The following is a 14370-nucleotide window of genomic DNA, read 5'->3' as shown; positions in this document are numbered from 1 at the left end:
AATCGGGCGGCCTTTTATTCATCTATTCCTCACATACGAATCAATCGTATATGACATTTTTTCCTTCTTCCCTTAACTTTTTCAACGACGTCAGCATATGGTTGATTTCTTCATCGGAATGTCTTTCCCAAGCGCCTAATTCTGCGACAATTTTCAAAGGGGATTTCGATCGATAGGAACGGGTCGGGTTACCGGGAAATTTTTTGTCAGTCAAATTCGGATCGTCTTCAAACTCGCCTGTCGGTTCTACAACATAAATTCTCTCTTTTGCATCAGACCGGGCTAATTCAGCTCCCCATTTGGCTGCGTTTAATGTTCCAGTAAAATAGATGTGGTTCGATTGTTTATCCTGATAATTGGATAAATGCAACGGTTCAAGCAGGTCCCCAATCTTCAATTCCGCTTTCGTCCCATGAAAAAACGGCCCAGGATCTAAAACATCTTTCTTGTCATTCATACAGCCACATCCCTTATCGTTTTTGACTTGCGTATAACAGTATACGGGCTGATGCGGGCGGAAAACAGTCTATAAAGCATATTAAATTCGGGTTATAATAATAGTAGAGAGCAATAGAGATGAATGGCCATACATCTCTATCTTCAATATACCCTTTTATTCATTTTTCTTAAGGTATTGTACATGTACAGCTACATAAACAATGATAAAGCTTCAATGACAAAGAATGTTAAATGTTATTGAGCTTCCCCTAGATGTCTCCTCTTTTTTCTACTATAATCCTGCTTCAAACATTCGATATAATTTCACAAATTCTATTTGATCTATCTCAAATTAAAGAAATTGAAATGGTAAGATGCAAATAAAGACTGTAAATTTGTCATCTTTTAAAATCCTTTAACAAATAAATACAGTACCTATTTGATAAGAATAAATTTGAACATAAAACTTATTTCATTTTAAGAGTAAACTTTCTATTTCTATGGGGGCTTGCTCTTTTCTTCATTCATGGTGCTGCCTGATATTGATCGAAAGGAGAATCAATTTGCTTAACCAATTATTAAAACGTGAAAAGAATAAGCTGATCATTATGGGGTTTTGCACTCTAGCACTAGGGGCTTGCATGATCCTACAAGCTCTATTTATTGTGAAGATAATCGATGTGATTTTTTTAAAAAAAGGGTCTATTGATGACATATCTATAGATGTGATTTTCCTCATTACTTCTATTACAGGGCGCGTTTTTTTCCGCTCTTACATTCAACATATCGGCATGCGAATAGGCAGCCATGCTAAGACCTTCTTGCGTATGAATATAATGGATAAATTAACAAAACATTCGATCCAACAACATATAAAAAAAAGAACAGGAAAACAAGTGAGTTACTTTCTAGACACAGTTGATGAAGTGGAACGCTATTATAGTCAATACGTCCCACAACTTATACAATCGTTAATCATTCCTGTTATCATTTTGCTCGTTATTTTTTCGGAACACTGGGCCACAGGAGTCATATTACTCATAACCGCCCCATTTATCCCCGTTTTCATGATAATCATTGGCATAAAAACTGGTGATAAATCCAAAGAACAGTTAAATAAGATGGCCGCTTTTTCAGAAACATTTCTAGATACACTTCAAGGCCTGATCAGCTTAAAGTTGTTTGGAAGATCAGCATATCAAAAAGAAGTAATTGAACGAAGTAGCATGCAGTTTCGTGATGCTACCATGCAAGTTTTAAAAGTAGCTTTCTCTAATTCTTTTGCACTGGAATTCATTTCAATGCTCAGCATAGGTTTAGTTGCGCTAGAAGTATCAGTACGTATGGTGATTATTCAAGATACAAGCTTTACTACTGGTTTTATGATGCTGATTTTAGCACCTGAATTCTTTAATAAATTAAAAGAATTCGGTACTGCCTTTCATTCTGGGAAAGCAAGTAAGGGGGCTGCAAAAATAATTGAGGACTTACTTGATGAAGAAACCATTAGCATGAACTGGGGCAATGATACGCTATCCAAAGACCACCCTCCGACATTGGAATTAAAAGGAGCCGTCTTTGGCTATCAAAACGGGTTTCAGTCAAAACCAATTTCTATCAAAATTTCCCCTTATGAAAGAGTAGGGATAGTTGGACCAACTGGAGGAGGGAAAACAACTATGCTATATGTATTGGCAGGACTTTTACCTATAAAGAAAGGAGAATACCTTGTTAAAGGGACGTCACTTACCACATATTCCGAACAAAGCTGGTTTAATCAGGTGAGTTATATCGCTCAGGATGCCTATTTATTTTCTGGAACGATATTAGATAACATACTTTTAGGCTCACAAGGTCAATCTGAGGCGGAAGTCATTGAAGCAGCAAGAGCTGCTGGAATTGAAGAATGGATACGATCACTCCCTCAACAGTTCCACACACCTATTGGTGAAGGAGGAAGAGGCGTTTCTGGTGGAGAAAAACAGCGAATTCTGATAGCAAGAGCTTTTTTGAAAAAATCACAAATTATTTTATTTGATGAACCAACAAGTGGGATGGATTTAGAAACAGAGCGGATTGTTCAAAACTCATTGGACAAGTTATCTCGCATTGCTACCGTCATCACAGTTGCTCATCGTCTCCATACCATTCAAAAGGCGGATCAAGTCATTTTATTACATCAAGGGGAGATACGAATGTCAGGCACTCATAGGGAACTGCTCGAAAAAGATCACATGTATAAAGAAATGGTCTCCATTCAAAGGGGAAATGTACCTGATGCGTGATTTTTTAGTCCTATTGGTCAAAGAAAAAAAGGATTTATTACTCTCTATACTATTTGGATTCTTAGCAGGTATTGGAGCAGTTATTTTATTTTCATCAAGTGGCTATTTAATTTCGAAAGCAGCTTTGACTCCGCCTATTTATACATTAATGATTGTGACAGCAATAGTAAAATTGTTAGGAATGCTTACGGCTATTTTTCGTTTTAGCGAACGCTACATTTCACACCGGGCTACCTTCACATTACTTGGCAGAGCACGTGTACTCATTTTTCAAAAGATTGAACCGCTAGCAGCTACTATTTTAAATCGATACCGTAGTGGGGAATTGCTGGGTCGAATTGTTGGTGATGTTGAATCGCTTCAAAATGTCTTTTTACGTGTGCTTTATCCACCAATTGTGATGTGCTTTGTCATGATTGTGACCATTTCCTTTACTACATTGTTTTCATTAGGAACAGCATTAATTGTTTTGATAGGTGGTTTTGTCATGTTAGCCATAGTACCCGGAATTTTTTATATATGGCAGCAGAAAATAGATGAGAAAATACGTGCACTAAGAGGGACCCTTTCTGCTGAGTTTGCAGAACTCCTTTACGGATATCAAGAATTAACGTTAAATCAACTGGCAGGTAGAAAAAGAAATCAAGTACTTAATACCATTTCTGAATTAGAACGAAGGCAGAGAAAATCACAACGGATCCAGTTAATGAATGAAGCCTTTTTACTTTATATTTCATTACTGTTATCCACATGTGTGCTTATTTTTGCAAGTTATCAAGTTTCGCAAGGGCGTTTAGAAGGAGTCTTTGTTGCATTACTTTTCATGCTAGCTATGACTACTTTTGAACAATTGGTTCCAATGGCCTTGGTTCCATCCTACCTACAACAAAGTAAACAATCGTTTCGAAGATTAATTGATGTTTGGAATGAAAAGGAGAAAGCACCTAAAGAACAGCATGATCATTTCAACTTCGATCACATACCGAACATTCAACTTCAACAAGTCAGTTTTACTCATGAACAAGAAGAACGCAAGACATTAGAAAACATTTCACTTAGTCTACCCCCTGGCTCAAAAACGGCAATAGTTGGTCCAAGTGGTTCAGGTAAATCAACCATTCTTCAGCTCATCTTAAAATTACATCATGTATCCACTGGACAAATTCGTTACAATCATACAGATATCAAACATATCAATGAGGAAATAATTTGGGAGCAATGTAATGTGTCATTACAGTCGAACCATTTTTTTGCTGGAACGATTCGAAGTAATTTAAAAATAGCAAAACATGATGCACCTGACGATCTTTTAATACAAGTATTATCGAGAGCACAGCTATCTTATATCAGTTTGGATCAGCATGTTCAAGAAAAAGGGAAAAACCTATCAGGTGGTGAGAAGCAAAGACTAGCTATTGCCCGCCTATTACTAAAAGAGGCAAAAATTTGGATACTAGATGAACCTACCTCTTCCATGGATTCAATCACTGAAAAAAAGATCATGTCTACTTTGTTTAATCAAATAGGAGATGCAACACTCGTTCTCATTAGTCACCGCTTGACAGAACTAGAGCATATGGATCAAATTATTGTCTTAGAGAATGGCAAAGTACGAGAATACGGAACTTACAATCAATTGATGAATAAAAATGGATACTTCAGAAGAATGAAAGAACTAGAAAGGCAAATCGTGTTCAATCATGATTGAATTCAAAATGAAATCGGCTACCCTTGGATGGATAGCCGATTTCTTTATGCTTTATTGTTTTGCTGCCAATATAAAGACAGCAGCAATAGCCAAGATCAGAATGAGAATAGGCGCTATAAAAATAAAGAACTCTGTTGCTGTTACCATGTTCATCACTTCCTCTTTCCTTTAATATACTGCTTGTCAAATAAGAAAAAGCGCATGAGTAAATATAGGGAAGGAATAAGCAATACGAGCCCTAACAGAAAAGCAATAATTAACGCTGTAGCCATCGTATTGTTAGTGAAGCCATCATGTATAGTTAAATATGGATACAGTAAATACGGGTAATGTGAGATGCCATATCCAAAAAATGCAAAAGCAAATTGCCCTATGAGCATTAAAAGGGCTCTGAAATAGCTTCCTTGCTTGAGAATGAGCCAGAATGTACCTAGCCAAAAAACAAATGAAATCGCAAATAACCACCAGAGTTCAAACATACGGTTATAATGTACAATGTTATGATCTTTCAGTTCAATAATAATTCCTAACGAAGCAACAATAAGCGGAATACACCAGATTAACGCATATCTTCTCATTAACCGCACGGCTTCTTGATCCTCGGCTTTGTCAGCATACCAAAGCAAAAACACCGCTGAAATATAAAGAACGGAAATGATGCTGAGTACAACAATTGACCATGTTAATGGACTAGTGAATAATGCTACATAATCTAATGAAGGGTTCCCCGAAGAGATTGAAATAAACCCTCCTTCAGACAGTGTTAATACGATAGATAATGCAGCTGGAATCAGTAAACCAGACGCTCCATATAAGATTGCATATCCTCTATGTCCTCTTGCACCATAGGCTTCAAATGCATAATAAGAACCACGAATGATCATTAAAACAAGGGCAATACTCCCTGGAATTAGTAGGGTCGATCCGAAGAAATATGCCGATCTAGGGAAGAATCCAATCATCCCTACCATAAAAAATACAAAAAAAACATTTGTTACTTCCCAAACAGGAGAGAGATAACGTTGAATAACATCTGAAATGAGATGCTGTTTTCCTCTTAAAATACTATACGCATTAAAGAATCCAGCACCATAATCGACTGACCCAATGATGACATAACCGAATAGAAATAACCAAAGAATAGATATACCGATGATTTCTAAATTCATGAAGAACCTCCTGTGTAGCGATCCAAATCTTTTTCAACAGGATAGCGTAAAAACATTCGCCTCAAAATAACAACCGTTCCAATTCCAAGAATGAGATATAACAATAAAAACAAAATAAACATTATACCTACATATTGACTAGTTGTTGCTGCTTCTTGAACGGTCATAATTCCTCTCAAAATCCACGGCTGTCTGCCTACCTCTGCCATCCACCATCCCGCTTGCAATGCGAGAAAAGATAACGGGCCACCTAAGACAATAAGCCACCTAAACCATTTTTTGTTAATGAATGCATAATTTTTACGTAAACCCAGCCAATACACAAAGGCTAAACTGAGCATAAATACACCAATGGTCACCATCGTGTCAAAAAAGTAATGAATGATCAAAGGCGGTTGTTCATTCACCGGAATCTGGTCCAATCCCGTCACCTCTTTAGATGGGTCACCATGTGCCAATATACTTAAAGCATAAGGGATTTCAAAAGCATAACGAGGTTTTTTATCCTCATCTAAAATCCCCCACATCACAAGTGGTGCTTCGGAGGTCGTTTCAAAATGCCATTCAGCCGCTGCTAATTTTTCTGGTTGATATTGAGCTAGATACTTCCCGGAAAAATCACCAATAAGAGCTGAAGCAATTGCAAAAATAAAGCCAATTTTCATCAGTAAATTCAATGCTTTTTGATGATACGTTTGATTTGAGCCTTTTAATAACCTAAACGCAGCAATAGCAGCAAGTACAAATGCAACAGTCATGTAAGCAGTAGCTAACACATGAGCTACCTTGGTTGGCATAGATACTGTAAACATAGCCCCCAAAGGATTTACATTCATTAATTGCCCATTTACTAGTTCAAACCCACTCGGAGAATTCATAAAAGAATTGACCACGGTGATGAAATAAGCAGATAGGGCACCTCCAATTGCGACAGGTACGAGTAAGAGTAAATGTCTTTTAGGATTTTTAAAACGATCCCATGTATACAAATAAATACCAAGAAAAATAGCTTCAAAGAAAAAAGCAAACACTTCTAAAAATAACGGAAGAGCAATGACATTCCCTGCAATCTCCATAAAATTCGGCCACAATAAAGCCAGTTGAAGACTAATAGCTGTTCCCGTGACCACTCCGACAGCTACGGTAATCACAAAACCTTTCGCCCAACGGCGAGCCATTAAAAGATAGTGCACATCATTTTTTCGAATACCAATCCACTGAAATAACATCATCATCAATGGAAGTCCAACACCAATAGTGGCATAAAAAATATGAAAAGATAATGTCAGTAATGTCAATAATCTACTCATAAATACTGTATCATCAAATATCAAAATAAGACCTCCTTTTGACTGACTAGATCTGAAATGACCAAGCATTTAAAGTATAAGAGACAAATGTTAAATCCTAATGAACTGTAAGGAATGTTTATAAAAATGACACAAATTAGAGAGATTGATTACATATGAACTCAAAAATCATTATAGTTGCTATGTGACAGTTCCAGACAAAATTTTTATTGTAGTAGCATTTAGACCATTTTATCGAAAAGCTATAGACGCTATCTTTGTATATGTTTACTGATCCTTTTCCACACTTTGTCAAACAAAAAACCCCCACTTTAAATGAATGAAAAGTGGAGGTTTTTGCTATTTAAGATATCTTCAGAAGGGAGACCAGAAAATAAGTCAATCATCTGTATTAACCATTGTCCTTTAATGTTTTGAGTTTGTAAATAAAAGCTTCACCCCAAAAATGACTAAAACTAAACCTGTGAATTGATCAATTGTAGTTTGAACTTTGGCTGATAACAAAAACTTTCTAATATAACCAAGTAGACATACAACCGTTGTAAACCACAAGATAGAGAGGAGTGCATATATAGATCCCATCATGACAAACTGCAAACTTGTGTTAAGATCAGGTGTAACAAACTGAGGTAAGAACGTTAAAAAGAAAATAGCCACCTTTGGGTTTAGCGTATTCGAAATGAGTCCTTGTTTAAAAGCAGAATGCTTTGTGGTCTCCACCTCATGAGGAGAAACGCCCTTCTTTTTTTTATGAAAGAATGAAGATACACCTAAGTATATTAAATACATAGCTCCTGCATACTTAATCATTTCAAAAGCTAAGGCAGATTTCATCAGAATTAAAGAAAGTCCAAAAGCTGCTGCAAGTGTATGAATGAGAGCCCCTGATGTTAACCCTAATGCCATCTTAATCCCATCCGATTTTCCAGCACCAATGGTTCTTTTCGTAATTAATGCAAAATCAACTCCGGGGGAAGCAACAATAAAAAAAGTGAGTAGCAGAAAAGACAGAAAATCATTCATAGCCATACATCCTTTCAACTTAATAATCTATACTAACGCACACATTTTTAAAATACAATACTTAAATCATTTTCACTTTCTTAATAACACAGTTAAATATTTGACCGATTGTTCAAATTTCTATTATAGTGATACATATAGGGGGTGTATGAATGAAAGTTAAGATAAAATACTAGGAACAGAATACACGTTTAGTGTGATCAGTAGGAGTGAATATATGTGGCTATGCCAAAAGGAAATATGACCAAAGCAAAAATTGCTGATGCAGCAAAAGTTTTATTTGTTATAAAAGGATACACAGCAACTTCTATAGAAGATATTCGAGTAGAAGCTGGTGTAAGCAAAGGATTGGCTTATTATCACTTTAAGAACAAGGAAGAAATCTATCTCTACTGCTTAAACAATGAAACTCAACATGTATTACATAAATGGCAGTCTTATATAAGCCAAAACGATATGACTGCAACAGAAAAGCTCTATTCCCTATCGCATTATTTTATACCAGCAGATCAAAGTAACTTAGTACGATCTATACCTGAATTCATCGAAAGCACTAACAAAGGAGATACACGAGAAAAGACACTTAGAGATTTGATGCAGCAAGTGATCGATCCAGAAAAAGAATTAATTAACCAAATTATTCATCAAGGGGTTTCAACAGGTGAATTTAAACGAAGTTTAGCAACAGAAGATTTGGCTGCTATTCTATACAGCTGTCTGACGAGTTTTAGTTTTATGACTTTACTTGGTTATTCCGAAGATGAAGCAAAGAATTTTTACAAACGATTTTTGGATACAATTCTACAAGGACTGTCAGAATGACTTCGTGAATGAGGTTTTGCTTTTACAAAAAAATTGAACAATCGTTCAATAATGAGGTGGTACATTGAACCAGTCTATTATCATCATCGGTTCTGGAATTGCAGGATTATCTCTAGCTCTTTTCTTAAAGAAAGCAGGTATTCATTGTACAGTATACGAAAATAAACCCTTCCAAAAACAGATAGGCTCTAGTTTGAGAATCAATCGAAGTGGTGTAAAAGTTCTTGATTCATTAGGACTTACTAAAAAAATTGAGAACAACAGTTTTTCAGCAGAAAAATTAAAGGTCATAGCACCTAATAATATTGAAGCCATCACAATCAACCTTATGCAGAGTAAAAACTATCGTAATCGATCAATTACTATGCAGCGTTCAGATTTAATGAAAGTGTTATTGGAAAAGGCAGCAGAAGAACATATTCAGATTCAATATAACAAAAAACTGATTGAATACCATCAAGATCAAGATGGTGTGGTGGCTAAATTTGATGATGGTACTCAAGCCTATGGTCCTTTACTGGTAGGGGCAGACGGGTTACATTCAACAACGCGTAAACAGACTTTTCCCTCCTATACGTTGAAATATGCTCATTCATGGGCCCTTTATGGCGCAGTATCCTCAAAAGAAATTGATATACACATTAATACTTCTATGCTTGATACAGATGAACTCCTCTATATAAAAAAGAATGCTGGCTTTTTTATTGCTAGAAGTCACCCTAATAGTTACTATGATATATCTTGGCAAGCTTCTGGTTATCAAGAAAGAAAATTAGCTTATCAGGATTTCGAATGGAAAACACAAGCTCAACTCAAGAAAGACATTCTACATTGCATTGCAGATGATTGGGATGGTTTCTTACCTGATATGATTTCTAAATCAAAAATCATTCCAAAACAATTATATACAACAGATCCATTGCCTAGCTTATCAAAAGATCGTGTAGTCATCATAGGAGATGCTGCTCATACCATCAATCCAAACACAGGTTATGGAAGCTCAGTCGCATTGGAAGATGCCATGTATTTAGCAAAAATGCTAAGAGACTATCAATTTAAAGACGCCTTTTATTATTTCGAATTTGATCGGAAGGAACGCATTGGATCGATTAACAGTTCTCTGAGTACTTTTGATATTAGTCAAGGACTCGACTTTAATAAAGGTTTTGATATAGGTATTCTCAGTGGATCAAAAATAGATCCAGATTACACAGTTGAGTGGTAATGTATTCATCTGTGTAAAGTTCAATAATCCTATTACGACATTCTTTTCGTTAATTATTATATAACGAACAAAATCCAACGTTTACGCGTCAGATTTTGTTCGTTGATTAATATGTTTTATGATCTTCGCAGGGTTTCCGCCAACTACTACATTCGAAGGAACATCTTTAGTCACAACCGAGCCAGAAGCAACGACAGCGTTGTTTCCAATAGTCACACCTGGATTGATAATAGAGCCTCCCCCAAGCCATACATGATCGCCTATCGTCACTGGTTTACCAAATTCAATACCTTTCGCTCGTTCTTCTGGATCAAGCGGATGTCCGACAGTATATATATGTACATTGGGTCCAAAAAAGCAATGATCTCCTATGGTTATTTTACAAACATCTAATAGGACTGTATCAAAATTTGCAAAAAAATGATCTCCTACTACGATATTATATCCATAATCACATTTTAAAGCACCTCGAAAAGTAACATCATCTCCGCACTTTCCTATTAATTCCTTGAGTATTCGTTTTCGTTCTTCTTTATCATGAGATTGCTGATAAGCAAATGATAAATCGCTAGCTCTTTTACGGTCTTTCACCAGAGTTTCATCTCCAGCGTCATAACATTCTCCCAGAATCATCTTTTCTTTTTCTGTTTTCAAGTAGTCCCCTCCATTCCTTGCTCTCATGAACATATTACTCTCATTATATTATAATGAAACTCCTCGTCAACCTTATACCTGTTCCTTAAAATCTCTGAAAAATAGCGGCATACTGAGCCAAACAATAAGAAAACCACCTCCAAATTGCTTTAGGTTTCATCCCAAAAATCGCAATCCAAAAGTGGTTATTGATTCAGCTATTACAATACAACTATTCTTTGTATCTCTCTACACGTAATGTTGCCTGCTTAGCATGACCAGCAAAATTCTCTAGTTCACAAAGCCTTGCAGCATATTCTCCAACAACTACACTTGCCTGTTCAGTTACCCTTTGATAAGTACACGTCTTAAGGAATTTTCCTACCCAAAGGCCGCCTGTATATCTCGCTGCCTTCTTTGTTGGCAAAGTATGATTCGTACCAATCACCTTATCACCATATGCCACATTGGTTTCTGGTCCAAGGAAAAGCGCACCGTAATTTTTCATGTGATGTAAGAAATAATCGGGATTTTCTGTGAGGACTTGTACATGTTCACAGGCTTGGCTGTCAGCCTCCTTCAAAGCTGATTCAAGTGAATCTACTAAAATTACTGTTCCGTAGTCATCCCACGCCTTTTTTGCAGTCTGGCCAGTTGGTATCAACTTAAGTTGTTTCTCTATTTCTACTAAAGTTTCTTCAGCAAGCTTACGTGATGTGGTAATTAAAGTTCCTACAGAATTAGGCCCGTGTTCAATTTGCCCTATAATATCTACAGCAACCATCTCAGCATCCACCGAATCATCGGCAATGATTAAGGTTTCGGTCGGTCCAGCAAATAAATCAATACCTACTCTGCCATATAGCTGCCTTTTTGTTTCAGCAACAAAGGCGTTGCCTGGACCAACAATCATATCCACAGCGGAAATACTATCTGTACCAATTGCCATCGCCGCCATGGCTTGAATCCCCCCTAAGATATAGATTTCATCAGCTCCAGCTAAATCCATAGCTACTACCGTCGCATATGGAATACCGCCATTAATTGGCGGTGTACAAGCAATTACTTTCTCTACTCCAGCCACTTTTGCAGTTAAAATAGTCATTTGAGCAGAAGCTACCATAGGATAACGACCTCCAGGAATATAACAGCCTACTTTCTCAACTGGAATATTTTTGTGACCTAAGATCACACCCGGCAAGGTTTCGACTTCTATATCTAAGATGGCTTTTCTTTGTTCCTCTGCAAATCGTCTGACATTATTTTGTGCAAATTGTATATCTTTTATTGTTTGTTCTGATACCTTATCATAACAGTCTTTTATCTGTTCTTTTGTTAATCGAAAATCATTCGGGACCCAGTGGTCAAATCTTTGTGAAAACTCTTTGATGGCTTGATCCCCTCTATTTTCAACCTCATTAATGGCTTCACTTACAATTTGGGACACTTCTAAATCATCTACAGCAACCTCTTCGTCCGTTTTCCCTTTTTTTAAATATAACATTATCTCCCACCTCCGCTTATAGGAATACGTATTCCTATTATCAGCTTAATCGACACACTGAAGCATGTCAATGAAAAATTCTAAAAATTTAGATATATGACTATATTTCGTTAATAGTGTAGTATGATCTTAGAATTGAAAGGAGTATTGGTATGAAGAAAAACGCATATACTAAGGTGAATTCGTCTGATGTAGCTAGATATGCAGGAGTATCACAATCCACAGTTTCTCGTGTTTTCACTCCTAATCCAGAAAAAAAAGTATCTGACAGTATTAGACTAAGAGTAATGGATGCGGCTAATAAATTAGGCTATCATCCAAATGCTTTAGCTAGAGGACTTATCATGAACAAAACGAATATGATAGGGGTTGTTATGGGAGATATTGAAAATCCCTTCTTTTCTGCTATGTTAGAAAACTTAACTGAGTTATTAAAAGATAAAGGGTTTCAAATTTTATTTGTATATACTAAGAACGGGCTTATTCAAGAAAATGAAATCATGCAATTTGTTGAATACAAAGTAGACGGAATTATTGTTACGGATGCACTTCTTCACTCAAATTTTGTTAATCAATTAGAAAAGTTCAATATTCCCGTCGTCCTCCTTTATCGAAATATTACAAACTCTTCTTGTCATTATGTTGGAATGGATAATTACAACGCTGGAAAACAGATTGCTCATTTCTTGTTTAAACTAGGTCATAAGCATTTTGCTTACCTGAAAGGCCACCATCAAACCTCTACCAATTTTGAAAGGCAAAAAGGCTTTACAGATTTTTTAAACGAACACTCCATTCAGCCCATAATAGAAGCCGGTGGCTACTCATATTCTTCTGGCTATGACGCTGCCTTGTCCTTGCTAAGTAAGTCTCCTTCAATTGATGCACTATTTTGCGCTGATGATATTATGGCAATTGGAGTGCTGGATGCTGCTAAGTCATTGCATATAAATGTACCGGAAGATTTGTCTATTATTGGATTCGATGATATTCCTATGGCAAATTGGCCACCTTATTCATTAACAACTTGGAAAGTTCCTTTAGAAGAACTTGTGCAAATAGCAGTTGAAACATTAGTTAGTTGTGTTGGAGGTACACTTTTAACGCCCAAGAACACCTTGCTAACAGGAAAATTGGTTGTGAGAAATAGTACAGCGAAAAACAGATAACCCCCTTACTTAAAAGGGGGTGCACGAATTAAAAATCACTGGAGGTTAAGAATTTTTTCAATAGCTTTGAGGACACCACTTTCTTCATTTGAACGCGTAATAAAATGTGCGGCTTCTTTGACCTCAGGAATTGCGTTTCGAACAGCAAAACTATACGAGGCTGAATCCATTAACTCTAAGTCATTTCGACCATCACCGAATGCCATCGTTTCTTCTTTGGTTACACCTAACATTTTTTGAAGCTGCTTTACAGTTGTTCCTTTATGAACACCGAAATTTGATATGTCTATCCAAGTATCTTCAGATGCGACAATATATACCTGATCTATCAGATCATTTAACTTTTCCTTTGTAGAAACACATCTTCCGTATGGATCATGTATGGTGATTTTAACAAAATCGTCATTAATTTCTTCAAAGCTATCTACCTTCACCACTTCTGAATAAGAAGCATTCACGTACCTCATTTCATCTTCTGATACAGATTTTTTAACAACTGCGCCATTCTGTGTACAAGCAATAACAGTGTGTTCCAAACTTATCTCTTCTAGCCTCTTGATAATGGTTAAACCAAGCCCATTTTGAATGAGTGATTGATATACAAATTTCCCGTCTTTTTTGATACGTGTTGCACTATCTCCTAAAATCCAAAAATCTTTCGCATCTTGTCCAAACAATGCCTCAACCCTTTCGCATTGTTTACCTGTGCAAGGAGCAAATGCAACATTTTTCTCAACCATTAAATTCTTAACGCTTTGAAAAAACTCACGATCATAATCTCCTTTGCGATTAAGAAAAGTCCCATCTAAATCTGTAATGATCAATTTTATCATAACAATTCCCCCATCTTATTTAATAATTCTGGTTCATCCATTTGATATAAAGTATCTCCTTCAATAAATTGAACATAATTTTTTCCTTCTTCATTTACCCATTTCATTTGAGAAAAATGGATAATTTTAATAAACCCGCTTTGAAGATGAAAAACATATAAGCATCGAGGTGACAGCAAATAATCGACTTCAATTATTTGATTTTTATCACCACCTAAAAAACTCATTTCGATTAACATAGTAGCAGCACC

General features: G+C 36.2%; 14 protein-coding genes. 5 read left to right on the top strand and 9 right to left on the bottom strand.

Translation table 11 applies throughout. The features are described from left to right. Positions 1 to 40: 40 nt before the first annotated feature. Positions 41 to 457 (bottom strand): NAD(+)--rifampin ADP-ribosyltransferase, encoded by a 417-nt coding sequence (gene arr, locus IEE86_RS18080; RefSeq protein ID WP_041508172.1) that lies wholly within the window; start codon positions 455 to 457, stop codon positions 41 to 43. Positions 458 to 1001: 544 nt separating this feature from the next. Here arr and cydD point away from each other — a divergent pair. Further along, on the top strand, positions 1002 to 2723 hold the full coding sequence (gene cydD, locus IEE86_RS18075; RefSeq protein ID WP_224741082.1) for a thiol reductant ABC exporter subunit CydD: 1722 nt from the start codon (positions 1002 to 1004) through the stop codon (positions 2721 to 2723). Beyond that, positions 2716 to 4431 (top strand): thiol reductant ABC exporter subunit CydC, encoded by a 1716-nt coding sequence (cydC, locus tag IEE86_RS18070; RefSeq protein WP_224741081.1) that lies wholly within the window; start codon positions 2716 to 2718, stop codon positions 4429 to 4431. The genes cydD and cydC overlap by 8 nt, the downstream gene beginning before the upstream one ends. A 51-nt stretch (positions 4432 to 4482) precedes the next feature. Here the strand turns inward: cydC and cydS are convergent, their stop codons facing one another. From cydS to IEE86_RS18055, 4 genes are all read right to left on the bottom strand, one after another. Further along, positions 4483 to 4584: a cytochrome bd oxidase small subunit CydS family protein gene (gene cydS, locus IEE86_RS19725; protein ID WP_411955710.1), complete on the bottom strand. Its 102-nt coding sequence runs from the start codon at positions 4582 to 4584 to the stop codon at positions 4483 to 4485. Continuing rightward, a complete protein-coding gene (locus IEE86_RS18065; protein ID WP_135010248.1) occupies positions 4584 to 5600 on the bottom strand; it encodes a cytochrome d ubiquinol oxidase subunit II in 1017 nt (338 codons plus the stop codon). The genes cydS and IEE86_RS18065 overlap by 1 nt, the downstream gene beginning before the upstream one ends. Beyond that, complete coding sequence (locus IEE86_RS18060; RefSeq protein WP_135010250.1) at positions 5597 to 6934, bottom strand: cytochrome ubiquinol oxidase subunit I; 1338 nt, start codon at positions 6932 to 6934, stop codon at positions 5597 to 5599. Before IEE86_RS18060 ends, IEE86_RS18065 begins: the two co-directional genes overlap by 4 nt. Positions 6935 to 7315: 381 nt before the next feature. Further along, positions 7316 to 7933 carry a LysE family translocator gene (locus IEE86_RS18055; RefSeq protein WP_191098407.1) on the bottom strand — a complete coding sequence of 206 codons (618 nt, stop codon included), beginning with the start codon at positions 7931 to 7933 and terminating at the stop codon, positions 7316 to 7318. A gap of 225 nt (positions 7934 to 8158) precedes the next feature. On the opposite strand from IEE86_RS18055, the gene IEE86_RS18050 reads away from it, so the two are divergent. Together IEE86_RS18050 and IEE86_RS18045 are read left to right on the top strand one after the other, a co-directional pair. Beyond that, positions 8159 to 8755 (top strand): TetR/AcrR family transcriptional regulator, encoded by a 597-nt coding sequence (locus IEE86_RS18050; protein WP_224741083.1) that lies wholly within the window; start codon positions 8159 to 8161, stop codon positions 8753 to 8755. A 64-nt stretch (positions 8756 to 8819) separates the two neighbouring features. Beyond that, a complete protein-coding gene (locus IEE86_RS18045; RefSeq protein WP_191098405.1) occupies positions 8820 to 9980 on the top strand; it encodes an FAD-dependent oxidoreductase in 1161 nt (386 codons plus the stop codon). An 81-nt stretch (positions 9981 to 10061) separates the two neighbouring features. Here IEE86_RS18045 and IEE86_RS18040 read toward each other — a convergent pair whose 3' ends face one another. Then, positions 10062 to 10634: a sugar O-acetyltransferase gene (locus IEE86_RS18040; RefSeq protein ID WP_191098404.1), complete on the bottom strand. Its 573-nt coding sequence runs from the start codon at positions 10632 to 10634 to the stop codon at positions 10062 to 10064. 211 nt (positions 10635 to 10845) lie between these two features. Next, entirely contained in the window at positions 10846 to 12117 is a 1272-nt protein-coding gene (gene hisD, locus IEE86_RS18035) for a histidinol dehydrogenase (protein WP_224741080.1), read from the bottom strand. Between the two features lie 152 nt (positions 12118 to 12269). On the opposite strand from hisD, the gene IEE86_RS18030 reads away from it, so the two are divergent. Next, positions 12270 to 13286, top strand: a complete 1017-nt coding sequence (locus IEE86_RS18030; RefSeq protein ID WP_191098403.1) for a LacI family DNA-binding transcriptional regulator — start codon at positions 12270 to 12272, stop codon at positions 13284 to 13286. Between the two features lie 35 nt (positions 13287 to 13321). On the opposite strand, the gene IEE86_RS18025 is transcribed toward IEE86_RS18030, so the two are convergent. Next, positions 13322 to 14119: an HAD family hydrolase gene (locus IEE86_RS18025; RefSeq protein WP_191098402.1), complete on the bottom strand. Its 798-nt coding sequence runs from the start codon at positions 14117 to 14119 to the stop codon at positions 13322 to 13324. Beyond that, positions 14116 to 14358 carry a hypothetical protein gene (locus IEE86_RS18020; RefSeq protein ID WP_191098401.1) on the bottom strand — a complete coding sequence of 81 codons (243 nt, stop codon included), beginning with the start codon at positions 14356 to 14358 and terminating at the stop codon, positions 14116 to 14118. The genes IEE86_RS18025 and IEE86_RS18020 overlap by 4 nt, the downstream gene beginning before the upstream one ends. Positions 14359 to 14370: the final 12 nt, after the last annotated feature.

The organism is Bacillus crepusculi (genome assembly GCF_014764715.1).
Classification (GTDB): Bacteria; Bacillota; Bacilli; order Bacillales; family Bacillaceae; genus Bacillus.
The sequence above is the reverse complement of the archived record's forward strand: the minus strand, read 5'-3'. Positions and strand labels throughout refer to the sequence as shown.